Source organism: Paenibacillus sp. FSL H7-0326 (genome assembly GCF_001955535.1).
In the GTDB taxonomy this organism is placed as follows: Bacteria; Bacillota; Bacilli; order Paenibacillales; family Paenibacillaceae; genus Paenibacillus; species Paenibacillus shunpengii.
In genome coordinates, this window is the sequence record NZ_MPVN01000001.1 from 1,332,475 (window position 1) to 1,355,013 (window position 22,539).

The following is a 22,539-nucleotide window of genomic DNA, read 5'->3' on the forward strand; positions in this document are numbered from 1 at the left end:
AAATGGGAGTTACACTTCCCAAGTTACTTTTTTCTTTAATTTTGACTCAACTATAAGAACGAAAGGGAATGCAACTATTAAAATGAGGGTGAAAAAAGTGGATTTTTCAAAAATGTCTCGAAACTTATCCTGAGACCAGCCGTCATCACCAATAATCGAGTACGCCACTTGATTTGATATTCCAATTCCATCGTTTGCTTCTGGGATTTGGCTTTGAGTATAGTTTTGAGCAAGACAAACAATAGCTACAATGGATAAAACAATAGCTAGGGCGAAACCTTTAGAATATGGATTTGAAATCCTGACTTTTCTAAACGTAAATATTGAGACAATAATAAAAATGAGAGATACAAACATAAATAACATCCTCACACCTCCGTTCTTACAATGACTGAAATGAGAAGATCCCTGCAATGACAGCAAGCACATACCCTAGAAATATCAGTAAACCGATGATGTATAGAATTCTAAACCTTTTCTTTCTTCCCTCTAATCTCGCTCTGTTTTTCATAGAGCTAACGCTCCTCTCTCCTTGATCTCCATACGCCTCCTCTACATCGCTTAAATCCACCCTCTATGTAAAATGATTCATGCTGATCTGCAAAAGTTACAGTTACTATAGGTATTCGTGCATCCTCTGCCGCATGCAGCAACGCCTGAACCAACTGCTTGCCCAGACCCTGTCTCTGAAAATCCGGATGGATCATAATATCCTCCATATAACCATGCTCGAGTCCTGTCCCGGTAATATAACCAAATGCAATAAGCCTGCCGTTCATAGCTCGTGCACTTCCCCATAACAAACATCGCTCGAACAAAATCGGATAATCCTGCTCTCTCCTGTCCCACCCGACAGACTGCCGCAAATCAGGCACTTCATGAGCTTCAATCAAATCGTTGATTAGCATTGGAAATACAACAGAATCCACAGCTGCATCCTCCTCCTTCTCCGCTCTCACCCTAAAATATGAGGGGGTCCTTCAGTTCCGACCATTGCATTAAGGGTTTTCCCAGCTTATTTAGGGTAATCGTCCCCACCATAATGTGCTGACTGGGAGGACTGGTGAGGTAGTGCTCCAGCATGAAGCTATTAATTCTGGACATGGTGAGATGAAGCAGTTCCTTTTTCGGTACCCAGATCAGCTCTCCTTCATCACAAGCTGCTAGATCTACCATATCCGTTTTACCAAAGTACACATACTGGAGTCGTATCTCGCTGTTCTTGATTCGATGTAAAATATACTTCAGCTCTAAATCTACAATGTCACTCCCTTGGATGCCGGATTCCTCATAGACCTCACGAATACACGCTTCTTTTGGGTGGGACAGCTCCTCCGGCTCGAGATGGCCGCCAAGCCCGCTCCAGAAGGCCTCGTCATGAAGCCGGCTTCCTAATCTTTTTAGCATGAGCACTTTATCCTCGTTTAACAGATACGCTGTTGCCATCTGCCGAACTTCCATAGATCTTCCTCCTAACTACTTCAACAATTTCGCAATACTGCCGTTAACACCTAATCTGCTGGCAGCTTCTATGTATACATCCGGCGCAGGCTTTCCTTTGGGCACTTCCTCTCCATAACATACTCTCTTTTGAGAATAGAATATAGCGCAGCATCTACCGCTGACTTATTCTTCATCAAGCCTTCGCGTAGAACCCCCTCTTGCTTAAATCCGGATTTATCTAGCAATTGTCTTGAAGCGCTATTATCAACATGGACTAGGGCCTCTACTCTATTTAAATCCATCTGTTCAAAGCCATAAGTCAATATTGCAGAGACGGCTTCCTTCATGAAGCCCTGACCCCAGTATTCTGGGTGAAGATCATATCCAATCTCCGCCTTTAGATGCTTCTTCTTCAAGTTATGATAACCGCATGTACCGATCAGTAGATCAGATGATTTCAACGTTATGCCCCAGCGAACCACCTCTTGCCGTTCATATCTGTCCTTCCAATTCTGAATTAATGCAAGAGCCTGATCTCGATCATCGAAGCTCTCCAGATCATAATATCTCGTTACTTCATCACGGCTGAAATAGGCAAATAAAGCTTCTACATCGGTATACTCAATCGACCTAAGAATAAGTCTATCTGTTTCAATCACAGGTAAGGTAAAAACCATAGATTTAATCCTCCCTTGCATTTGGGCATGGTTATTTCAATAGCGGCTGATACATCATCAATGCGTGATTCTCGGTAATATACTGGTCGTCTACAAGCTCCTCATGAAGATTAAAGACCCGCCTGTGCAGAACATTATGGCGCATGTAACCTCCCCAATATTCTTGAGTGATTTTATGCTCCTTCTCATAGACTTCATATTTAAATTGTTGTGGAATTACACTGTTCCAGCTGCCGACGAGCTGTTCTTCTGTCATATATAGCTTTAGCTGATAAGGAAATGTAGTGGGGTTATATATTCGCAGGTCCAAATAATTATAGGCACAGGTAGCTCCGCTTCCGAATGGCTGACTTCGGTTAGAATCCAGAAATACATCATAGCTGTGTCTGTGACGCTCGGTGACCACCAGTGGCGTGTGAAGAGTGATCCAGTAGATGAGGTTAGACAGCTGACACAGTCCGCCGCCTAGGCCGGGCTTAAATCCCCCGTTGAAGAGAACCATGCCCTCTACATATCCTTTTCTACGGGATGGGTTGCCAATCCGCTTCCAATAGGACAAGGTCTCTCCTGGATGAATAATGATCCCATCGAGCTTAGGAATCGCAATCTCCAGATTCTTAATCTTGTTGAATTGAAGCCACATCTCTACATTCTTCAGGCGGCGAAGGAGCGGGGTCTGGTGTCTCGCCAGTTCATGAGGATAAATCGTGCTGCTCTGTTCTTTAGCAAAATTAGTCCTGCCAAAGTACCACTCTGTATATCGTTTTGTTCGATAATAGGCTGTACCCAGCTTGATGCGAAGCTTCGATCTTGGAACAGGTTTCAAATGATCCCCTCCTCTAACCTCATTTAGACATCTCTTGATACAACAGAATGACAACCCTAGAAAATCGTATTCAAAAATCCTACAGTATTTACTTTATACACCGTGCCATCTTCTAAGAGCTTATATTTCATCTCACGCTTGGTGAAAATCATGCCGCTAAAGGTAGTCCCAGAATCGAGAATCATTTGTCCGTCTTTCACACAGCCAAGTCCATCCAGGTAATTATATTGATCACATGAAATACCGTGTTCCTCATGCAGCCAAGCATAATAATCTTCTTGTGTTGACCCGCTTCTAGAGTTCTTCGTACGAAACCCTTAGCGTTTTGAGCTATCCCTTTTTTAGTTACGTACGACTTCGGTTCCTGCAATAAAATCATGAAGGGAGCGCTTATCCTCTCGGATCGCTACCATCAGCACACTGACAATCGTTCCGATTCCAAACGTGATTGCATAAACCAGACCGGCAACAACATCACGCAGCAGCATCGTGCCAATCCCGGGAGGTCCTTCGTCCGATACCTTGCGAATCTTAATTCCGCAAATGTATTTCCCTATGGTATACCCTCTCCAAAATACAGGCAGAAGCAAGGAATACAGAAAGCTAACCGTATCATTCAGCCAATTCTCTTCTACGTTCCCAACAATGAAAGAGGTCACAAATGCCAAAGGAATACCCACAATAATTGCATCCAGCAAAATAGCTCCAAAGCGAATCCAAAACCCAGCCGGCTCGTTTACCATGCCATCACTCCATTCGTAAGCATCTTCTAAGATTGTATTCAGAATGATCATTCTTAATTTACAATAACGATGCGACAGAGGTATAAGTTTCGTTTGAATAAAAAAAAGCATCATCCGAATCAGATGAGCTTTTCTCATAATGATGGAGCAATCATTGTTAACCCCAACGACGGTTGGCGTACTTCTCCACGAATTGTCTAAATTCTGTTTGCTGCGCAGTGTTAGCAAATCCTCTTTTCGGAACACCAATGCCCTGCGTATCATTCACAAACACATAGAAGTATTGAGGATCTTCACGAAGATGCGCTACCTTGCTCCATGGGTAATTCGTTTGGTTAATCGAGGTTGTTTCCGTAAAGCCCTGATCGTTTACTTCAATCGTATGCTCACCGATAAGGCCTTTGTTCGTCTTCACATGTCGCTGCACCTTTAGCTTCACAGAAAAAACAACATAGAGATCCGCAAGTATCCCAATAAGCAGACCCAGTACAATCGAGACCTCCCAAGATCTGCCGAGCACTTTTAATGCAGCGCACATCAGGATTGGCAATAGGATCATGACCAGGAGGATCATATTCTTAAATTGAGGCATATGAAACATCACATACTTATTGAGCTTCCAATAATCGTCTTTTGTAAAATCTATGCTAATCTTCATCTACAGTACTCCTCTTGCCTATTCAAGATTCAAACCAGTGACAGCTCGCTTCTGCCAACTCTTACAATGATACTCTATTGTAACTGGGTAGCACCAGTATTTTAAGAGATTGCTGTGGCAATAAATTTTTCCTATGTGATCATTGGTCTATAGAGTCTTCTTGAGGTTTTCGCAATTCTTCATCTCTTTTTCTCAGATATTCATTCATCTCTCTTAATTCTCTTAAGATGAGCTTGTTATATCTGGTGTTCTTGGAATCATCAATTGCCAGCTTAATGATGAAAAAAGTAATAATAACCCCTATAATCCAAATAATAATACTCAACTTAATCCCCTTTCCCTGGTACCCTTGTTAGTTTTGATCACTTGGCATTGTACTTTTGAACTCTTCCCAAGCTTCAGTGGGCCCAAATGCATATCCGTCCATTATACTGTATTTGGTATCAAAATCATCGGATTTAATCCATATCGTGCTGAAATCCTTCGAAATATGAATGGCCCCTGCCGTCCGTGGCACTTTGTCTTCACCCCATTGCACTATGTGATGAATATAATCCGTACCATCCAGGTCTGCCGTGATGGGATATGTCAAATCCTGATCTACTGTGACACTACCGACAATTCGATGCTCGCCGGAGAGCCGTTTATACCGCACACCTTCTATATGGATCGTTGTATTCTGCTCATATGAATCTTCTGTGGAATAAATTACGCTATCGAATATTCGCTCAAACGGAGTTCCCCGATGATACAGGACAAGGCCAAGGATAAGCGCAAGACAGGCGAAGATAACATATTTCTTATGTGGGGTGACTTGATTTGCAGTAGAAATGTTTGACCCTCCTCTTTAGAATTGCACACTAAAATGGCCAAAATGATGTACCCCGGTTCCGAATTTAACAAGATCGTTCTCTTTCATGTACGTTGTCGCTCTCTTTACTTCCTCTAAAATACTAGGGTCAAGCCCTAATGTATTATGAGAACCATACACCATCTTGACACCTGGAATCTCTGCAATTCGTTCTAAGGATTGAACCAAATCAACCGGGCTTGTTGAAGGGTAAAAAGCATATACAGGGGTCTCATCATAGAGCAGATCACCGGTAAACAAATACCCATTAGCTTCGTCAAATACAGAGATGTGACCTGGGGAATGACCAGGCGTATGATATATGACTATTCTTCTGTTACCTAGCTCGATGATATCCCCATCCTCTAACAAACCTGATGGCTGTCCCTGAAAGGGTCTATATGTACTCGGATTAAAGGCAGATGGTGTGGGGAGTGTAATGTCTCTGCTCATATCCTTTCTGATCTGCTCGATGGTTAAGCCTTGAATTCCGTTTATTAACCAGTCTTCATCGGCGGGATGCACGTAGATTCGTTCAAATTCACCATGACTTCCAATATGATCTGCATGGACATGTGTTGTAATGACATCTACAGGCAAAGTCGTCAACTGGTCGATTACTCTCCTTATATTATCAATGCCAAGACCTGTATCAATCAATGCGGCCCGCTCTTCCCCCAATAATAGAAAAGAATGCACCTTCTCCCAATGCCCGTATTCACTGATTGCATAGGTACGATTGTCAATGCTCTGTACTGTAAACCATTCATCCTTAATCATCGTAGAAGCCTCCTTTTAAAAATAAATGTAAAAGGAACAGCTACCAACTGGCAACTGCTCCTGACTGTTTTAACTAACGTTTGCCATTAGATGAACAAAGGCATCCATCCTTTTCGCCAGCTGCCTTCGTGAAATCTATCTCATAGATAAATCTCTTCAGTATTGAAATTCCTCTTTCAATAACCCCAGCACAACAGTATCATGGTACTTTCCATCTACAAAAGAATGGTTCCGCATCCGTCCTTCGACAACAAAACCGCATTTTTCATAGGAACGAATAGCTCGCTCGTTTCCACTCCAAGTATCAAGCTGCACACGGTTTAAGTTCATCGTTTGAAATAAATAACGGATCAGTGTCTTAAGAGCATCAGATCCAAATCCTTTGCTCCAATACTCTTTGTCACCAATCCCCATACCAATCGTGCACCGCCGTGCAACAATATTCATTTCACGGTAGACAATGAAACCAATATGCTTTGGATTTTCCTCCTGCGTATAAATGGAGAATTCACCTTTTTCCCGTCGATCAAGTGTTCTAATTTCCTTTTCATACGTGGACTCGATCTGGTCCAAGGTAACATGACTATATCGGAATAAGTCTGTGCCTGCACTCATTTTCGCAAATTCTTCGTCGTTTCGCCATTCGAACGTCCTTTTAAAATCCTCTATCGAAACAGGGCGTAGCTGGACTTTTCTTCCCGTAATCAAGAGTGTGATCATCCTTCCATTTATTTTTTTCAATTTTTGTAGCAAAATCCATAAAATAATTACCTAACAATTATAGCAAAAAATCTTCAGATAGATTGCTCTACATTTCCCAAATATTACTTTCAAGTAACTATATGAGTTCAAAGTGCGTACTTTTCTTCAGTTCCCTTCCCACTCATAATAGCTGTTATAAGAGAAGGAGGAATACTTTATGGAACACTTTGAAATGAAAGCAGATAAAACCGCTCTTGTAGTTGGAGCTAACGGAGTCATCGGACGGAATCTTATCGACTATCTGTTAACACTCCCCGAATGGAATATCATTGGCGTTTCAAGACGTGGCGGCAAGAACGCAGATCGGTTACGATATGTAGCAGCAGATTTGCTTAATGAAGAGGATACCTTTGAGAAGCTGGGCAATCTAACCACAGTCACACATATCTTTTATGCGGCTTATCAAGATCGCCCTACATGGGCTGAACTGGTTCCTCCTAACTTAGCCATGCTTGTAAACGTGGTTAATGCAATCGAACCGATTGCCCCGAACCTTGCACATATTAGTCTTATGCAAGGCTACAAAGTGTACGGAGCACATCTCGGTCCCTTCAAAACACCGGCACGGGAGACGGATGCCAACCATATGCCTCCCGAGTTCAACATCGATCAGCAGCAATTCCTCGAAGAGCGCCAGCCAGGAACCTCATGGACCTGGTCGGCCCTTCGTCCGTCTGTCGTTAGCGGGTTTGCATTGGGAAATCCGATGAACCTCGCAATGGTTATTGCGATTTATGCTTCGATGTCCAAAGAGCTTGGCCTGCCGCTTCGTTTTCCCGGTAAGCCAGGCGCTTATAACAGCCTGCTGGAAATGACCGATGCAAACTTGCTAGCTCGCGCGACAGTCTGGGCTGCAACAGATGAACGTTGCGCGAATCAGGCATTTAATATTACGAACGGTGACTTATTTAGATGGAATGAGCTTTGGCCGAAGATCGCGAAATTTTTCGAACTCGAGACCGCCCCTCCGCTACCTATGGCATTAGAGGTTGTCATGGCTGACAAGGAAGCTCTATGGGACTCCATGGTGGAGAAATATGATTTAATGAAGAATAGCTATAAGGACGTTTCATCCTGGAAATTCGGGGACTTCGTGTTCTCTTGGGATTACGACTTTTTCGCAGACAGCTCAAAATCTCGCCGTTTCGGCTTCCATGAATTCGTCGATACGGAAAAAATGTTTATGGACATCTTTGAACAATTCCGCCAGCGCAGAGTGATTCCATAAATAACTTAGAAACTTGCCATACCGGTTCCTTATAATCAGGGACCGGTTTGTTATCTCATTCGTCCGATGGAGGCGGTTCAAATAATACCTTTCCTCTATCCCCATATACCTTATCGATGTGCGTATCTCCCCATCTGCACATGAGATGAAGGATATCTTTTAGGCTCCAACCATAGTCCGTCAACTCATATTCGACCTTTGGCGGCACTTGGTTATAAGAAATACGGAACACGACTCCATCATCTACGAGTTCCCCTAGCTGCTGAGTCAGCACTTTTTGGGTTATGGCAGGCATCAGGCGCTTCAGTTCGCCATTGCGCCTCTTTCCAAACGTGAGATGGAACAAAATAACTGGCTTCCACTTGCCACCGATTACTTCTAGAGTAGCTTCTACCGCAGTGTTATAAATTTTATCGGGCTGCTGCATAATCTGAAATTCCTCCTTCACTTCAATGGTTACCCTGATCCGGCAAAGGATCTCTGATTACTGCCGGTTTGTTGTTTAAAACTAACATTTCTACGTTAGTTGAATGCCTCAACTCTAATATTGGCTTATAACCATTCTAACGTCATTTGGAGAAATCATCCATTATTTAACTGACCTGCCCATTAACTTAAAGAAAAAAGAGCAGCTGCCAATCGGCAAACTGCTCCTTACTGTTTTGAACTAACCTAACGTTTCCGTTAATTTAAGTAATGTGTTTGGTGAAAATGGTCCCAAGAAAGATACATACAAAAAATCATTAAAATGAAAAATAAGACGGAAATTTTAGTGTTGCTTCTGTATTTGAATCCGTATGCAAAGAAAAAGATAGCCGCAGCTAATTTAGCAGCGCTTTGGTAATATTCATTATGCGAAAAAAAGGAACTGCTAAATAATATCGAAATAATCAGAGTTGAGAGGATGAGAGACTTAAACCACAGTGGTTCCCTTAAAAACTGTTTATACATAATTTTTATCCTAAACATCATAAACAAAAACACCTCCATCTCTCCATGCTACTAATTATATCTTCATTATATTCGGCGATGAGAAATGTTTCCCCTTTAACTTACAAATCACACCTTACTCTTGAAGGGAAGCAACCTGCTATTTATATCCATTAAACTGTCCTGTCCGTTCGTATTATGAGGCCAACCAGGTCATTAATCCGCTCATCTCAAATCGACTTAGAAAGTCCAGCCTTCGTAAACGGGGATGCCGCGAGCAGAAGGAAAGCCACATAAAGTAGCTTTAGTCTCATGTGCAAATAAGCTAGTTCATTGGCTTTATGTCGTCCTGAAAAGCAAAAAATCTTTCCGCACTGTCTAAATTTTTGTATAATCTTCCAAAAAGGGATAACATGACTTAAGTCCTTTTTACTGGTAATATTGACAAGCTATTAGCTGGTATAGCTTAATGAAAAAGGAGAAGCTGCCAACCGGCAAACTGCTCCTTGCTGTTTTATACTAACGTTTCCCGTCGTATTATGAGGTCAGCCAGTTTTTACTGGTTGACCACTTTTATTCTGTGGTGTATTTGTCAGTAGTCGGGGCAGATCGAACGTTTCCCTGGGTCTGTAACCCGTTGCTAAAACTGATCGCCCCCTACTTGTAGAAACCATGTTTAAGCTGGTTGAGACGAATAGATCTCGCATAACAAGCGATGTTGTGGAACTATGAGCTTTCTTAGGGGTACCGGCAATTCTTAGGAGAGGAATAGTGCTATATGATCCAGTCAATGGTCTGAATATTTCTAAAGGAAAAAGTGATGGACAAGTATTCTTAGACAAAGGTCAGCCCTTCGGTCGTTCGTTTTGCTTTCAGCATAATCAAGAGGGGCTTGGACAGCTTTTAAAGGTTATACCATGCGTTCAAAATAAAACTGGTGTGTCCCCCACCGTCATCTTGGAGTCGACAGGACACTACCATCAGGCCGTTATTCAGTTCCTAGAGGAGCACAGTATTTCGTTTTTGGTCGTTAATCCTCTTATTTCTCATCAGGCTAAAAAATCAAGTTTACGCAAAGTGAAAACTGACACGGTAGATGCCTACCGATTATGTGAACTGTATTACAAAGAGGATTTTGAGGATCACAGACAACAAGGAACGGAGCTCATTAATCTTAGAAATTTAACACGTCAGTTTGACGCGCTTACGCAAACGTATGTACAGATAAAACTGCAGTTTCAGGCTGTGTTGGATCAAGTTTTTCCGGACTACAGAGGCATCTTCGGTGATCTCTATTCAAGTGTTTCTTTGCTGCTCCTTAAACAGTTTCCAACACCGAGCGCTTTTCAATCTACAGATGAGGACAATATTGCACTGGCCATTGCTCGCCTGTGTCCAAGTCGTTCTGATCGTTGGGCTAGCGATAAAGCAAGCCTTATCGTATTGCTCTTATAGCTTGTGTGAACAAACTGCTTCACTGGATCTATGCACTATTAGTGAAGCAGGAACGCTTTGTCGATTTAGTTTAAGCCACCACATTTATCACTTAAATGAAAAACCTTCCAGCGTCCACTGAAAAGGTTATTTGGAAAGCCTATTTTTAGTATACAGCCAACTCTCATTTAATTTAAGAGACGGATTGTAATATGAAGTGCGACACCTAGTTCATAAAATATAAAAATGGCCCATGGCCTGATTCGTGTAGAATAAAGTTACCACACCAAATTCACACAGGAGAATCAGTCCATAAGCTACTCACATCTTACCATAATCGAACGAAGTAAACTAGAAGCACTCCATCAACTAGGGCTGTCTGCTCGAGCCATTGCTCGTGAATTGGACCGGCACCACTCTACGATCAGCCGAGAATTAAAACGAAATCAAAGTTCAGATGGTTATCAGGCGGTAGCTTCAGACGAGCGGTATCAGTGTTTTCGCCAAGCCCAACGTTCACGAGGAAAGTGGACGAAGGCGCTTGGTGAAGAGATAGAGAAACGACTTCATGAAACCTGGTCACCTGAGCAAATTTCAATGAGCTATGCTTCAAAAGGCAAACTCATGGTTTCGTTCAAAACGATCTATCGGTGGCTCTATAAAGGTCGCTTGGCTCGTACGACAGTTCAACAGCTAAGGCACAAAGGCAAGAGACGAAAGCCTCAAGAAAGAAGAGGTCGATTCCTCGTAGGCACTACTATCAAACAACGCCCTAAAGAGATTCGTTCCCGAGAAACCTTTGGTCACTGGGAACTGGACACGGTCGTGTCTAGCCGAGGAAAAAGCAAGGCTTGTGTGGCTACCTTTATCGAGCGAAAAACGCGGTTGTACACGCCCATTAAAATGCCAGATCGCACGGCATTATCTATGGAAATCGCTGTGGGCGTAGCTGCTGCACAGCACCCTTTGGGCACCTTCCAAACGGCTACCGTTGACCGTGGGAAGGAGTTCGCATGCTTTCATGATCTGGAAGCAATCCACGGCGTGAAGGTGTATTTTGCAGATCCTTATTCCTCATGGCAACGAGGATCCAATGAGAATGGAAACGGCCTCCTACGAGAGTTCTTCCCAAAAGGAAAGGACTTCGCAGAGGTATCTGAAGACGAGTTAGAACATGCCCTCCATCTCATTAACAACAGACCAAGAAAATGTTTAGGTTGGAAGACGGCTCACGAATCTTTTGAGAATGAAGTGTCGCACTTGGATTGACAATCTGTCGGTTTAAAAAAGTCTTAGCATCTTTTTCTGTTAAACTTCTGATAAATTCCATAGTGTTATCGTTTGAAAAATTCTCTTCCTTCGTCTCCATAACTGTACCTCCGTATCTAAGTATCTTTTTAATGCACAATATTATAATTCGTCGTTACCAAGCTAACTCCCTTGGACATAACGCTTTTTGTGAATCAAAGATCGTTTTAACCTGCGCGTTAGTAAAAAAAAGCAGCCGGTCTTTTGAGCGGTTGCTTACTTGTTCATATTGAACTATCGTTTCTACGTTAGTTGAATTATTGTTACAAAGAAAGACCGGATTTACTGTGCTCCGGTCTTTTCCTTATTACTATTTTAAACTCACCATTAATATTCGACTCTCCGTTTTATCACTACTTGTGATACGGTTCTCCGCGCTGTCTGCAACGGCAAGTTTTTAAGGCCATCCTTTTGGGGACGGCCTTTTCATTGCATCGAGTTAGCTTCTCAAGTTTTAGATTTGAAGTAATGGATCGGACGAATCTCAATACCCCATCCAAATTGCTCGCCCGCATCTAACTGTACGGCTGGATGTAAGGAGGCGATCTTAATCGCTTCCCCTATGTCACGTGCTTCTATGAGAAAAGCACTGCCTATCATCTCTTTGGATTCGATAAAGGGACCATCCATAGCCTTTACCTTCCCGTTCACATGCCGCAAGCACTTCGTTTCAGAGGAGAGGCCGGCATCAACAATCACTTGGCCGCTCTCGTACAGAGCTTCTAGGTGAGGTGGACATTCGCTCAGTATGGCATCAATCTCTTCCTTTGGGCAGGCATCCATCTTCTCAACATCCAAATAACCTAAACACAGGAATTTCATTTTCATTTCCCCCTTTTCATTAATAGAAGCATTGAAGCATTAATTCTTGCCTCTATTTAATCGACGAACGACACATATAGAAATCGACATGCCGAAAAAAATGATCTTAAAAAAATGAACGCAATTTTATTCTTCAGTGCACGCAGCAGCACGTTTCAACAGCAGTTCTTGCTCTCGGACGTTGCTCGTAAGCGCTGCAGCGCGTTTAAATTCCAACAAAGCATCGTCAAGTCGGCCCAACTTCATCAGTAAATCGCCACGGACGCTCGGTAATAAATGATAGTTTTTCAATGATGGCTCCGAAAGCAACGTATCGACGATTTTGAGTCCAACCTCCGGTCCATGCGCCATCGACAATGCCACCGCACGATTCAATTCAATGATGGGAGTTGGGACTATCTGGAAAAGCGTATCATATAGCCCGGATATCCTCACCCAATCCGTCTCCGAAGCGGATTTGGCTCTGGCATGACAAGCAGTTATAGCCGCCTGAAGTGTATACGGGCCAAGTTCGCCGCCAAGCCGCTCAGCACGCTCAAGAGCAGCCAGGCCACGATTGATACGGAGATCATCCCAGAGTTCCCTTTTTTGATCCATTAGTAGAATGGGCTCCCCAGCCGAGTCGACCCGCGCTTTAAACCTCGATGCTTGAATATCCATAAGTGCAACTAGTCCGTAGACCTCTGGCTCGTCGTGCACGATTTCCGCAAGTATACGACCGATTCGAAACGCCTCTTCACAAAGTACGGGCCGTAACCATCTGTCTCCGGCAGACGCGGAGTATCCCTCGTTAAACATGAGATAAATCACCTCAAGAACGGAGGACAGTCGAGCTTTAAGCTCGGACTCTGGAGGAACTTCGAATTCAACGCGCTTTTCCGAAAGCTTCCGCTTCGCTCTCGTTATTCGTTGTGCGACCGTAGATTCAGGAACCAAGTAAGCTTTTGCTATTTCCTCGGTCGTAAGCCCTCCGAGTAGTCGCAGCGTAAGCGCCGAACGCGCCTCTTCCGACAAAATGGGATGGCAGGTTATGAATATTAGGCGTAGAAGGTCATCGCCAATGTGATCATCAAGGGCAGAGTCAAAATCCGGTTCGTCCTGAGCATTCAACTCATAGCTAAGCTCTTCATATTTGCGTTCTCTCAATTTATTTCTACGCAGCAGATCGATAGCCCTACGTTTTGCGGTTGTCATCAACCATGCGCCGGGATTGTCGGGGATGCCTGATAACGGCCATCGCTCGAGAGCGATGAGGAGAGCATCTTGCGCAAGATCTTCGGCAAGTCCGATATCTCGTACGATACGTGTCAAACCTCCAATGATCCAAGCCGACTCGCTCTTCCAGATTGCATCGATGGAGCCATTGATCGACATGTTATCTATGAAAACTCCTCCTTCCATTGGATCCCTGTCAAAACAGCCGTTAATTGTGATACGGTTCACCGTGAATGATCTTAAACTATCCTGCTGGTTAGCTTAATGAAAAAGGAGCAGCTGCCAATCGTAAACTGCTCCTTGCTTTTTTCAACTAACGTTTCTACGTTAGCTTAATTAAGAAATCCCTCGGGCTGACCGAGGGGAAATAGCCCCTATGCTTGATATGTTGTTATCTGATCAATTCGCTTTATTATGAAACACTAATCTCTCTTTTACTTAATTTTTTAAATGCAGAGTAATCCTGCTCGGACTTAATAAAACCTAATATTTTATCAGCACATTCTGTTGGACTCAGCTCTTCCGTATTTACTTCAAGGTCATATTCATCAAAGGAATATACTTTGTCGAACTGAGAATGTGCTAGTCCAATTGCCCGATTCCCTCTAATTTGCTCTCTTCTCGTGAGTTCTTCTCTTGAACACAATACACCTACAAACAATGTAGGATGATCATACAGCAGTGCATGAAAATCATTAAAGCGCTTGTCATTGTCAATAACGGTATCAACGATGACATTCAAACCCATTTCAGAAAACAATTTAATCGTTGCATAGTACACTGAGCCTATAGGATCAAAAAGGATTTCTGCGACAACTTGATCATTCACTTCCCTTGTAGGTTCAATATCTGGATATGTATTATCAATAAAATCATTGTAGTTACCAAAAAAATTATCTATGGATAGATGATGAAACGGCATCTCTTTCTGATTTTTTAGTTCCATTGAAATACTAGTCTTTCCTGAACTTGAAGTTCCGTTCAATAACACAATAAGTCCTTGCTTCAAACGAATCACCCTCACATATTAAGATTTGAGTATTAGATAACGTTATATTCACAAATTATATAAAGTTATCCAGCTGATAAAATATTCGAGGAACGATTCAACTATCCTGCCCCCGTTAGCCTTAATGAAAAAGGAGTAGCTGCCACCGGCTAACTGCTCCTTCTATTTTGATCTAACGTTTCCCGTTAGTTAAACGATCAAATTAGAACAACTTGGCAAGTTTGATATCTTCAAAAGGTGTGTTTGTCTTTATATCAAATACCCGCACGAATGTTACATCAAAGCTTGGAAAAGAAGATAATGCTTCTCTCGCAGCCAATTTCATTTCTATAATTTCTGCTTCATTCATGCCCCATTTTGTTTGACCCAAAGTCAAATGTGGAATGAAGTTATCCAACTCTATATGCCTATCAATAAGTTCGGGCGGTGAGGAAACCGCAGCTAACAAGTTTTTGTGTAGATTATGTATTTCTTTCGATTCAACGCTAAGGAATGTAACTGCTGTTCCGAATGTTGCTGGTTCAGACAAAGTTAACTGAAAGATTGGAAATGAAGAACAAGTTTCTCTTACTTTTTCAAGCCAATTCATATCCTCCGTAAGTCCACTTTGGGCTTTAACAGTAATATGGGGCTCCACAGGATCTCTAAAGCCGTTAGTATCCCATCGATTTCGAAATGCCTTAGCCCATTTATTACGAAATACCGAAATTTGTTCTTTGTAATCTTCAGGTGGAACGATTCCTATGAAAAAATGCATTATTAACACCCCTTTATACTTTTAAACAATTCCATCCATTTACATTAAGTCGAACCAATAATATGTATTTTTCTAAGAGCATTCCTATTCATTTCGATCATCACTTTCCGAACATTTATGTTTTAGAAATCATTCCACAATATTTTCAAAATCCTAATTCAGTGTTAAACTGTCCGTTAGCTTAACGAAAAAGGAGCAGCTGCCAACCGGCAATCTGCTCTATACTGTTTCTAAACTAACGTTTCCCGTTAGCTTAGCGAAGTAAATTTTAAAACTGTGTTGCCAATTTATTGAGGTGCTTTCGTTGCAAGTAATTTTAATCCTAATCCGATAAATATAATCCCAGTTATTTTGTTTAAGTAGGTACCAATTCTTTGGTTTACATTAATCTTCATAGTGATGAAAGAGGAAAAATAAGCAATAAAAAGGCACCACATCAATCCAGTGAATGAAAATGTTATTCCTAAAATTATGAATGGCATTGGACCAGAAGACTTTGTATCAATAAATTGTGGAAGAAAGGATAGGAAAAATAAAGATACTTTGGGATTTGTAAGACTTGTCAACATCCCTTGTATGTATATTTTTCTGGGGTTAAGGTTATTTGTTTTCGATGCACTGAAATTTAAATTTGATTTATCAAGTAACATTCTAATGCCTAGATAAACTAAATACATAACTCCGACTATTTTTATGATATTGAATATTACAATGGACTTTGTAAGTATAATCGACAAACCAAAAGCAACTAACAAAGTATGTATTAACGATCCACTAATAATACCGAAAACAGAATATACTCCAGCTTTTCTACCCTGCGAAACACTTCTTCCAACAATATACATTGTATCTGCCCCAGGAATTAAATTTATAAGAATTCCTGTAGGTAAAAATATTTCGTAATTTATTATTCCAAACATTTTTTTTATTCCCCCTCTCCATTATGAAATACATAAAGAAGAAACAATACTATAGATAAAATATTAAGTCAATCATTGATTAACATGCTATCTTGTTAATATCCTGCCCGTTAGTTGAAGCATCTAAAAATCAAAATCCTATTCGTTAATTCTCCCCATTAATATAGTGCTATAGAATTTATTATCAGACAAAACTTTGTCATTTTTTAAAATCCCTTCTATTTCAAAACCATTATGTTTATATAGCTCAATAGCTTTTTTATTTATTTCTAGAACATTTAAACTAATCTTTTTAATCCCATTAGATTCAGCCCACCGAATAGATTCTCTTAATAGATTTTTACCTATCCCATACCCCCAGTACTCTTTTAATACACATACCCCAAACTCTACTTTATGAGAAAATCTTTTTAAGATATTCCCTTCACATCTAGAGAAACCAACGATTTGCTCATTAGCTTCAACTACTAAGAATAGATTATTGCTGCTCTTAGAATCGTTATCGATTAATTTTCTAAATCCTAATTCATCTATGTATCCTTCACCCTGTTCCCTGTCTAGATATTCAGTCTCTCCATCTATCTGTATTCTTACTTCAGAAAGCTTCTTTGCGTCCTCTTCCTTAGCGGATCTTATAAAGTAATGTAAATCATTCACATAATATTCCACTTGATTAATCCTCATTGGGCCCTCCCTCTTAAAAATCTAATAATATTAATAATCATACTATATATTTTGAATGCACAGTAGAACAATGAAACTATCCTGTTCGTTAGCTTAACGAAAAAGGAGCAGCTGCCAATCGAAAACTGCTCCTTGCTTTTTTCAACTAACGTTCTCCGTTAGTTTAACGTCGGTGCGTCTTAGTTCATTTGCCTTCCTCATCGGCCGTGGGACCGTAGAGGCCTGGTAATGGAATGTCGAGAAGCCGCAAATAAACTCCGAGCTGCGCCCGGTGGTGAATCATGTGGCTAAATCCGAAGGTGCGAAGCGCGATCGCCCGCGGTTGGCGCAGGATGATATGGTCACCATTCCGCAAGGTCCATTCCTCGCCGAGCATATTCTCGTCGCATTCGGCTAACAGCTTTTTAAGCTTGACGACGTTCGCGTCGAATTCCTCTAGCACGTCTTCGCGTGTTTCCAAGGGTTCCCGCCGAAGCGGAACGGTCGAAAGATTAAATTCAGGGTAAAGAAAAATAGCCATCTGCCAGTTCAGCAGGTTGATCAGGTGCGTGGCCAGCCCGCCCAACGTCATCAATTTCACGTGTGGTTTCCACGTCATATGCTCTTCAGGCAAGCGCTCCAGGATGCGGCGCGTAGGCTCAGTTCATGAACGGCGTCTCCGACGATCAGTTGTTTCACCATCGATTCTCCTCGTCTCTCTTTATTTGAAATGTACTCAATATATACTGGCATATATTGTAAGTAACCTGCCCGTTAACTTAATAAAATAGATGTAAACTTCAGTTAGATATTTATCTAATCAGTAATCGGCCCATGTTCTTGTCCTTTTCGGCAATCGGTACAAGTTCTTGTCCTTGGCTTGGGACAAGAACTTGTACCGATAAAATGAAAAAGCCGCTAAATAGCGACTTTCAATGGGAATATGTTCTTGTCCCCCGACATCTGCGGTGATCGGTGACTTGTGCTACTCATCTAGATTAATATTTTTCAAATTCAGTCTCAATATCCTCAATCAAAGTGTTAACTTCTAGCACGGCTGAATCATCATTATTAAAGAAAATAGAAGGTTTGATACCATCTTTTTTTAATTGCGGCAAGAATTCTTCAATAAATCCACTTAGATCAATAGATTCAGCATTATAATTCTTCCATTCCTCAATTGCACATGCCTCTGCAAATTCTTTCTTGGGCCAGAAAGGAAGTAATAAATCCCCGTTTGGGTCTGATGTTACAGCCCATCCGTTATCATACAGCCCCCATACTTCTTCATAGTCAGCCACTTTTTTTATAAAATATTCGTATCGAACATTTGCTGGTAACTTAATTACAGCCTCAAACTCTTTTTTATTCATTCTTATAAACCTCCAAACTTATCGTTTCCTACCATATTTATCGTGTTTATGTTGAGTACGATGGTTTTTAATTTTCTGTAGATCACTATGCTTATAACCATACCTTTTCTAGCTTCGTAACACACGTCTGTGTGCTAATTCATAACACGACTATCGAATACCGCATAGGTTTGACTAGGAACATAAAGCACGGCAAATTTATCTGGAACCTGTTTTCCTTCCGGCAGTTCCGCTCCCAACAAATAGCTTTTTGACCCATCCTCGTCAAAGTCGAAATGATAACCGTACAGCAGTGAACCCCCTGGTCTCCGGTACCAACTCGTTAATCTGATTATGAATACCATTCCTCCAAATTCCCTCCACAAACACGGGTATCTCCTTGTAGGCAACCGTAAAGATAGTAACGTTCTTACCAACTACTGTTGATTCCATTTCCTCTACGATCCGATAATTCATCTCGGTTTCCCCTGTTTAGAAATGCTCCATTTTGTCTGGAATTTAAGTACAACAACGAGAGATCTAGTAAAGCTTCAATTCCTCATCAGGCATTACCGACCAATTAATAAGCTTCTAATATCTTTGATTTATATTAACACATGTTGAAAGAGCTCTACCCAATAGGCAACTGCCGTAGGTAGTAAACTGTTCTTGGATTTTCAAAATAACCTGCCCGTTAGCTTAATAATTGAACATGATGGTCATTGATCATTATTTCCTCATATTACCAGCACTCTTCTATAGACTTCTACAAATAGTTCCAGTATCATTTCCAATGTATCTAATATGTGGGGTGGTTTAATGCAGGACATTGCAGTAGTCTATGGTTTGCTTCTTATGCCTATTTTTTTATTCATTTCTATTTACCTTTTACTTAACGAGAAGAGAACAACAGCAAACAGAATGTTTGTCTCCTTTAGTTTAACAATGGCAGCCTGGTCTTTATTTGTGGTTATCCTTATCGGAAAGTAGAGATATGGGTTCTTTTAGGGTTTATAAAGCAACCTATTTAAATTAATCAACCTTTACTTACTGATCTACCGTATATACTCAACATACCCTGGTGACTCTTAACTTACTTAAGTATATCTCATTAAACTTACCTGCCGGTTAACTTAATGAAAAAGAGCAGCTGCCAACCAGCAAGCTGCTCCATGCTATTTTGAATTAACTTTTTCCATTAGTTTAAGCATATATCAAGACAATCATTAGTATATTTCTCCTTCATCCCCTTGTACTTTTGCATTAAGTTCACTCGCAATTTCCTTCATCTTATCAATCACATCGCCTTCATCGGCTCCTGAGAGTGTAAGCTTACCATCGGATAATTGAAAAGGAATCATTCCTTCTCCAGATTTCCAATTAAAAAAATCACCGCCAATCGATATTTCTCCGAATGGACCAGATACTGAGATTTTATCAGAATACTCGAATTCATTTTTATCCGCAAAAAACGACTTCAATTCATCAATTGTAATTGGGCTTTCCGCACTCTCTGTCCAATGTTTTGCTCTCGTAATATGAATATCATAACTCATTAACTTATTCTCCTTTAGATAAACTTCACTCTAATTATAACTATATAAAGTAAGTATTCAATCAAGACTGCTGTTACGCTAACCTGCCCGTTAGCTTAGCGGAAGATGAGCAGCTGCGAACCGGCAAAACTGTTCCACGCTTTTTAATTAACGCTTCGCGGTAACTTAATGAGTTAGAGTCTTTTTGCGTTGTTAAATCTATGTATCCCATATCCTTTGAAGTCCGAAGCTAATATTGCTTCCCTAAGCGGATATAAATTTGTTGTGAATCTTAATTCAATTCCTTTTACCAGTAATCTCTCCAATAAATTCTCGTATTTTTCAACTGATTTGGGTTTCACTGTTTGGCGAGAAATGTAGTAGCCAGCTGTTTTATCAAAAAGCTCAAAACCTTCATCGTCAAAGCAATATTTAAATATGCTTTGCTTTAATATCTTCGTATACCAGTCACTTTCTACAGTAACTATTGTATTGGTAATCGAATTATTAAAAAAGAGTTGTAATTGTTGGTCTGTTGTAGCCTCATCTTTCCTACACACAATTCGAGGACAATCTCTAGGGAAATAGTACGAAAACTCGTGCTCTTCATCTATTGCCCAGACTACCGCAGGAAAATCAGGACGATTTTGCTTCTGTTTTGGTACAAAAATATTAATACTATCGTCTTCACTGAAGTGAAAAAGCATGTGTGTTCCCCCTCATCTCAATTATCCCTATATTCCATAATGTTGAACTAACCTGCCCGGTAGCCTTAATGAAATAGGAGCAGCTCCCAACCGGCTAACTGCTCCTTGCTTTTTTCAACTAGCGTTTTCTGTTAGCTCAATGGTAGTCCGTCAGAATATTGCTCGTTGCGCGTACCATTGATTCAAATCAACAGACCCTTGTACTCCTAATAAGCGGTAAAAATAGCGGTACACCTTGCGATATTTCGATATATCAGGGGGATCTAGGATGGTCGAATAACCTTTAAGGAAAGAAGCTGCAGATTTCTCATCTAATACATACTCTAGTCCCACAAAATCAAATTCTCGCGGCCCTATTGCATATGCTTCAACATCGACGACTGCAGACAGCATACCGTCTTGAATTAAGAACTGAGACGGATCCAGATCAATAAACACGGGGCAAAAGTAGTCCGGTACAGGCAGAACAAAAAGCTCGTTGATAATGGATTCGACCTGCGCCTTGATCTTGCTATCATGCTTATAATCGCGCTCAACAAGCTGCCGAATGGTTTGGGACATATGAGCATGGAAGGATTCTTTTCGATCAACTTTTCCAGAGGAAAGGTTTCCGAAGTAATCGTAACGATTTAAATGTACTTGGGCAAGCCAGGTACCTAACTGATGAAGCAGCGCATCCGATTGCCCAATGAATGCCCTACATGCCTTGCCATTCATCTTCTCGACAACGAGATATTCCTTGCTTTCGATAACCGCACGCGAATGCACCCTAGGAGCCCGAATGCCCAAGATGGAACCGAGCATGTCAGCGTTTGCTTCGAAATGCCGCATTCGTCTAGGATCGATCCCGAATAGATTGAGACACCCCCACCAAAACTCACGGGTCGGTGCTTCTGTCAATCTTGATGTACGTACGACGCACTCTTCACGAGCTGTTTTGACTAACCACACATCGCTAGCGTGCCCAGAGTAACCAGGATCTAGATATGTGATCCTTTCGATAGGTTCGTAAAAGAGGTGTTGGAGCAGAGAATCTCTAGCCATGGATTAAATTCTCCCCGTTTAAATATTTGTGCCATTTGAATTGACTAACTAGTTCAAGATATATCCACGTTATCCTCCCTGTTAGCATATTTAAATAGCTTTAAACTTCCATTAGCTCAAACATATATTCAGTTAGTGAGGTCTTCTATTCATAAAACGTTCAGTATTTTTCATAAATCCATACTTCTCGTAAAGCCCATGACCGTCTAACGTACCGAGTAAGCCCATCATTCCTTCATATTCTTCGATTATAACTTCAATTAATTTCTTCCCTAGCCCCCTACCTCTATATTCTTCATCTATGAAAACATCACATAAATAATAAACCGTTGCCCAATCAGTAATGATACGTGCAAAACCGATTTGTCTATCTCCATAATAAATTCCCTAGCAAACCGAGTTGTTTATTGACTTTTCTATTATTTCAGCTGGTCTTTTATTCGCCCAATAACTCCTAGATAAAAAGCCAAGAATAGTATCAATTTTAAGCATTGCTTTATCATTGCTTATTAGAAATTCATCATACGTTAGTTCCATATAAACACCCCAATCACTCAAGTAAATACGATTAACTTATCTTCTCCAAGTGATTTACAACTCCTGCCTGTAGATCGTGCTCAACAAAACGGCCCGTTAGCTTAACGAAAAAGGAGCATATTGCTTATTCAAAATTCATCATGAACTAACTTAGTAAGTATCACCTTATATCCATCTACACTGAAAACTTCTTCTGCTTCGTAGTAGTTATAAGCTTTTGATGCGTCGTATCGTTCTTTAATTATTCTTTCGGCTGATTCTTTACTTTCTGCCACCACTAGCTCAATATCTCGATAACCGTTGTGAAGATACAAGGCAACTTCATAAAGTTTCATTATG

Annotated in this window: 29 protein-coding genes and 2 pseudogenes; 3 read left to right on the plus strand and 28 right to left on the minus strand. The window is 41.0% G+C overall.

The genetic code is table 11. The features are described from left to right. Window positions 1–9: 9 nt before the first annotated feature. The 12 genes from BK126_RS06415 to BK126_RS06465 form a co-directional block, all read right to left on the minus strand. Entirely contained in the window at window positions 10–366 is a 357-nt protein-coding gene (locus BK126_RS06415) for a hypothetical protein (RefSeq protein WP_083655740.1), read from the minus strand. 16 nt (window positions 367–382) lie between these two features. Further along, window positions 383–511 (minus strand): hypothetical protein, encoded by a 129-nt coding sequence (locus BK126_RS29755; protein ID WP_256702722.1) that lies wholly within the window; start codon window positions 509–511, stop codon window positions 383–385. A gap of 4 nt (window positions 512–515) precedes the next feature. Next, window positions 516–929, minus strand: a complete 414-nt coding sequence (locus BK126_RS06420; RefSeq protein ID WP_256702723.1) for a GNAT family N-acetyltransferase — start codon at window positions 927–929, stop codon at window positions 516–518. Window positions 930–960: 31 nt separating this feature from the next. Then, complete coding sequence (locus tag BK126_RS06425; protein WP_076311795.1) at window positions 961–1,461, minus strand: NUDIX domain-containing protein; 501 nt, start codon at window positions 1,459–1,461, stop codon at window positions 961–963. Between the two features lie 68 nt (window positions 1,462–1,529). After that, a complete protein-coding gene (locus tag BK126_RS06430; protein ID WP_076311796.1) occupies window positions 1,530–2,120 on the minus strand; it encodes a GNAT family N-acetyltransferase in 591 nt (196 codons plus the stop codon). Between the two features lie 31 nt (window positions 2,121–2,151). Continuing rightward, window positions 2,152–2,946, minus strand: coding sequence for a VanW family protein (locus BK126_RS06435; protein WP_083655741.1), 795 nt, complete (start codon window positions 2,944–2,946; stop codon window positions 2,152–2,154). Window positions 2,947–3,287: 341 nt separating this feature from the next. Beyond that, window positions 3,288–3,689, minus strand: coding sequence for an RDD family protein (locus BK126_RS06440; RefSeq protein WP_076312575.1), 402 nt, complete (start codon window positions 3,687–3,689; stop codon window positions 3,288–3,290). Between the two features lie 157 nt (window positions 3,690–3,846). Continuing rightward, on the minus strand, window positions 3,847–4,347 hold the full coding sequence (locus tag BK126_RS06445) for a YcxB family protein (protein WP_076311797.1): 501 nt from the start codon (window positions 4,345–4,347) through the stop codon (window positions 3,847–3,849). Window positions 4,348–4,486: 139 nt separating this feature from the next. After that, the gene (locus BK126_RS06450; RefSeq protein ID WP_076311798.1) at window positions 4,487–4,672 is read right to left on the minus strand and encodes a hypothetical protein; all 186 of its coding nucleotides are present in this window, start codon (window positions 4,670–4,672) and stop codon (window positions 4,487–4,489) included. Window positions 4,673–4,699: 27 nt separating this feature from the next. Continuing rightward, the gene (locus BK126_RS06455) at window positions 4,700–5,002 is read right to left on the minus strand and encodes a hypothetical protein (RefSeq protein WP_076311799.1); all 303 of its coding nucleotides are present in this window, start codon (window positions 5,000–5,002) and stop codon (window positions 4,700–4,702) included. Window positions 5,003–5,194: 192 nt separating this feature from the next. Continuing rightward, window positions 5,195–5,977: an MBL fold metallo-hydrolase gene (locus BK126_RS06460; RefSeq protein ID WP_076311800.1), complete on the minus strand. Its 783-nt coding sequence runs from the start codon at window positions 5,975–5,977 to the stop codon at window positions 5,195–5,197. Window positions 5,978–6,133: 156 nt separating this feature from the next. Beyond that, window positions 6,134–6,685: a GNAT family N-acetyltransferase gene (locus tag BK126_RS06465; RefSeq protein WP_076311801.1), complete on the minus strand. Its 552-nt coding sequence runs from the start codon at window positions 6,683–6,685 to the stop codon at window positions 6,134–6,136. Between the two features lie 211 nt (window positions 6,686–6,896). Between BK126_RS06465 and BK126_RS06470 the strand changes: the two genes are divergently transcribed. Next, window positions 6,897–7,967 carry an SDR family oxidoreductase gene (locus BK126_RS06470; protein WP_076311802.1) on the plus strand — a complete coding sequence of 357 codons (1,071 nt, stop codon included), beginning with the start codon at window positions 6,897–6,899 and terminating at the stop codon, window positions 7,965–7,967. Between the two features lie 55 nt (window positions 7,968–8,022). Here BK126_RS06470 and BK126_RS06475 read toward each other — a convergent pair whose 3' ends face one another. After that, window positions 8,023–8,394 (minus strand): winged helix-turn-helix transcriptional regulator, encoded by a 372-nt coding sequence (locus BK126_RS06475; protein ID WP_076311803.1) that lies wholly within the window; start codon window positions 8,392–8,394, stop codon window positions 8,023–8,025. A 1,274-nt stretch (window positions 8,395–9,668) separates the two neighbouring features. Here BK126_RS06475 and BK126_RS06485 point away from each other — a divergent pair. Both BK126_RS06485 and BK126_RS06490 read left to right on the plus strand, forming a co-directional pair. Then, window positions 9,669–10,352, plus strand: a complete 684-nt coding sequence (locus BK126_RS06485) for an IS110 family transposase (protein ID WP_076311805.1) — start codon at window positions 9,669–9,671, stop codon at window positions 10,350–10,352. Window positions 10,353–10,643: 291 nt separating this feature from the next. Then, window positions 10,644–11,600: an IS30 family transposase gene (locus BK126_RS06490; RefSeq protein WP_076311806.1), complete on the plus strand. Its 957-nt coding sequence runs from the start codon at window positions 10,644–10,646 to the stop codon at window positions 11,598–11,600. Window positions 11,601–12,086: 486 nt separating this feature from the next. Here BK126_RS06490 and BK126_RS06495 read toward each other — a convergent pair whose 3' ends face one another. The 15 genes and pseudogenes from BK126_RS06495 to BK126_RS06560 form a co-directional block, all read right to left on the minus strand. Next, entirely contained in the window at window positions 12,087–12,461 is a 375-nt protein-coding gene (locus BK126_RS06495; protein ID WP_076311807.1) for a YciI family protein, read from the minus strand. 126 nt (window positions 12,462–12,587) lie between these two features. Further along, window positions 12,588–13,835: an RNA polymerase sigma factor gene (locus tag BK126_RS06500; RefSeq protein ID WP_076311808.1), complete on the minus strand. Its 1,248-nt coding sequence runs from the start codon at window positions 13,833–13,835 to the stop codon at window positions 12,588–12,590. A 253-nt stretch (window positions 13,836–14,088) separates the two neighbouring features. Then, window positions 14,089–14,685 carry a chloramphenicol phosphotransferase CPT family protein gene (locus BK126_RS06505; RefSeq protein WP_076311809.1) on the minus strand — a complete coding sequence of 199 codons (597 nt, stop codon included), beginning with the start codon at window positions 14,683–14,685 and terminating at the stop codon, window positions 14,089–14,091. 202 nt (window positions 14,686–14,887) lie between these two features. Beyond that, window positions 14,888–15,442 carry a 2'-5' RNA ligase family protein gene (locus BK126_RS06510; protein WP_076311810.1) on the minus strand — a complete coding sequence of 185 codons (555 nt, stop codon included), beginning with the start codon at window positions 15,440–15,442 and terminating at the stop codon, window positions 14,888–14,890. Between the two features lie 287 nt (window positions 15,443–15,729). Continuing rightward, window positions 15,730–16,362 carry a LysE family translocator gene (locus tag BK126_RS06515; RefSeq protein ID WP_076311811.1) on the minus strand — a complete coding sequence of 211 codons (633 nt, stop codon included), beginning with the start codon at window positions 16,360–16,362 and terminating at the stop codon, window positions 15,730–15,732. Between the two features lie 138 nt (window positions 16,363–16,500). After that, the gene (locus BK126_RS06520) at window positions 16,501–17,046 is read right to left on the minus strand and encodes a GNAT family N-acetyltransferase (protein ID WP_076311812.1); all 546 of its coding nucleotides are present in this window, start codon (window positions 17,044–17,046) and stop codon (window positions 16,501–16,503) included. 184 nt (window positions 17,047–17,230) lie between these two features. After that, window positions 17,231–17,727 (minus strand): annotated as a pseudogene (locus tag BK126_RS06525) (DinB family protein). 296 nt (window positions 17,728–18,023) lie between these two features. After that, window positions 18,024–18,398: a DUF2750 domain-containing protein gene (locus tag BK126_RS06530; RefSeq protein WP_076311813.1), complete on the minus strand. Its 375-nt coding sequence runs from the start codon at window positions 18,396–18,398 to the stop codon at window positions 18,024–18,026. 18 nt (window positions 18,399–18,416) lie between these two features. Then, window positions 18,417–18,500 (minus strand): annotated as a pseudogene (locus tag BK126_RS30225) (polymorphic toxin type 8 domain-containing protein); the annotation flags it as partial. 162 nt (window positions 18,501–18,662) lie between these two features. Then, a complete protein-coding gene (locus BK126_RS29030; protein ID WP_143757684.1) occupies window positions 18,663–18,854 on the minus strand; it encodes a hypothetical protein in 192 nt (63 codons plus the stop codon). Window positions 18,855–19,603: 749 nt separating this feature from the next. Further along, complete coding sequence (locus BK126_RS06540) at window positions 19,604–19,933, minus strand: hypothetical protein (protein ID WP_076311815.1); 330 nt, start codon at window positions 19,931–19,933, stop codon at window positions 19,604–19,606. Window positions 19,934–20,106: 173 nt separating this feature from the next. Continuing rightward, window positions 20,107–20,619 (minus strand): DUF6886 family protein, encoded by a 513-nt coding sequence (locus BK126_RS06545; RefSeq protein ID WP_076311816.1) that lies wholly within the window; start codon window positions 20,617–20,619, stop codon window positions 20,107–20,109. A 150-nt stretch (window positions 20,620–20,769) separates the two neighbouring features. Next, on the minus strand, window positions 20,770–21,663 hold the full coding sequence (locus tag BK126_RS06550) for a phosphotransferase (protein WP_083655743.1): 894 nt from the start codon (window positions 21,661–21,663) through the stop codon (window positions 20,770–20,772). Between the two features lie 132 nt (window positions 21,664–21,795). Continuing rightward, on the minus strand, window positions 21,796–22,047 hold the full coding sequence (locus tag BK126_RS30095; RefSeq protein ID WP_305954039.1) for a GNAT family N-acetyltransferase: 252 nt from the start codon (window positions 22,045–22,047) through the stop codon (window positions 21,796–21,798). Between the two features lie 281 nt (window positions 22,048–22,328). Continuing rightward, entirely contained in the window at window positions 22,329–22,535 is a 207-nt protein-coding gene (locus tag BK126_RS06560; protein WP_076311817.1) for a hypothetical protein, read from the minus strand. Window positions 22,536–22,539 lie beyond the last annotated feature (4 nt).

What these genes read in the sequence shown, in the direction of transcription:
- BK126_RS06415 (WP_083655740.1), bottom strand. Translation starts at nt 366, where the DNA reads ATGTTATTTATGTTTGTATCTCTCATTTTTATTATTGTCTCAATATTT.
- BK126_RS29755 (WP_256702722.1), bottom strand. Translation starts at nt 511, where the DNA reads ATGAAAAACAGAGCGAGATTAGAGGGAAGAAAGAAAAGGTTTAGAATT.
- BK126_RS06425 (WP_076311795.1), bottom strand. Translation starts at nt 1,461, where the DNA reads ATGGAAGTTCGGCAGATGGCAACAGCGTATCTGTTAAACGAGGATAAA.
- BK126_RS06430 (WP_076311796.1), bottom strand. Translation starts at nt 2,120, where the DNA reads ATGGTTTTTACCTTACCTGTGATTGAAACAGATAGACTTATTCTTAGG.
- BK126_RS06440 (WP_076312575.1), bottom strand. Translation starts at nt 3,689, where the DNA reads ATGGTAAACGAGCCGGCTGGGTTTTGGATTCGCTTTGGAGCTATTTTG.
- BK126_RS06445 (WP_076311797.1), bottom strand. Translation starts at nt 4,347, where the DNA reads ATGAAGATTAGCATAGATTTTACAAAAGACGATTATTGGAAGCTCAAT.
- BK126_RS06460 (WP_076311800.1), bottom strand. Translation starts at nt 5,977, where the DNA reads ATGATTAAGGATGAATGGTTTACAGTACAGAGCATTGACAATCGTACC.
- BK126_RS06470 (WP_076311802.1), top strand. Translation starts at nt 6,897, where the DNA reads ATGGAACACTTTGAAATGAAAGCAGATAAAACCGCTCTTGTAGTTGGA.
- BK126_RS06475 (WP_076311803.1), bottom strand. Translation starts at nt 8,394, where the DNA reads ATGCAGCAGCCCGATAAAATTTATAACACTGCGGTAGAAGCTACTCTA.
- BK126_RS06495 (WP_076311807.1), bottom strand. Translation starts at nt 12,461, where the DNA reads ATGAAATTCCTGTGTTTAGGTTATTTGGATGTTGAGAAGATGGATGCC.
- BK126_RS06500 (WP_076311808.1), bottom strand. Translation starts at nt 13,835, where the DNA reads ATGTCGATCAATGGCTCCATCGATGCAATCTGGAAGAGCGAGTCGGCT.
- BK126_RS06510 (WP_076311810.1), bottom strand. Translation starts at nt 15,442, where the DNA reads ATGCATTTTTTCATAGGAATCGTTCCACCTGAAGATTACAAAGAACAA.
- BK126_RS06515 (WP_076311811.1), bottom strand. Translation starts at nt 16,362, where the DNA reads ATGTTTGGAATAATAAATTACGAAATATTTTTACCTACAGGAATTCTT.
- BK126_RS06520 (WP_076311812.1), bottom strand. Translation starts at nt 17,046, where the DNA reads ATGAGGATTAATCAAGTGGAATATTATGTGAATGATTTACATTACTTT.
- BK126_RS06530 (WP_076311813.1), bottom strand. Translation starts at nt 18,398, where the DNA reads ATGAATAAAAAAGAGTTTGAGGCTGTAATTAAGTTACCAGCAAATGTT.
- BK126_RS29030 (WP_143757684.1), bottom strand. Translation starts at nt 18,854, where the DNA reads ATGAATTATCGGATCGTAGAGGAAATGGAATCAACAGTAGTTGGTAAG.
- BK126_RS06540 (WP_076311815.1), bottom strand. Translation starts at nt 19,933, where the DNA reads ATGAGTTATGATATTCATATTACGAGAGCAAAACATTGGACAGAGAGT.
- BK126_RS06545 (WP_076311816.1), bottom strand. Translation starts at nt 20,619, where the DNA reads ATGCTTTTTCACTTCAGTGAAGACGATAGTATTAATATTTTTGTACCA.
- BK126_RS06550 (WP_083655743.1), bottom strand. Translation starts at nt 21,663, where the DNA reads ATGGCTAGAGATTCTCTGCTCCAACACCTCTTTTACGAACCTATCGAA.
- BK126_RS06560 (WP_076311817.1), bottom strand. Translation starts at nt 22,535, where the DNA reads ATGAAACTTTATGAAGTTGCCTTGTATCTTCACAACGGTTATCGAGAT.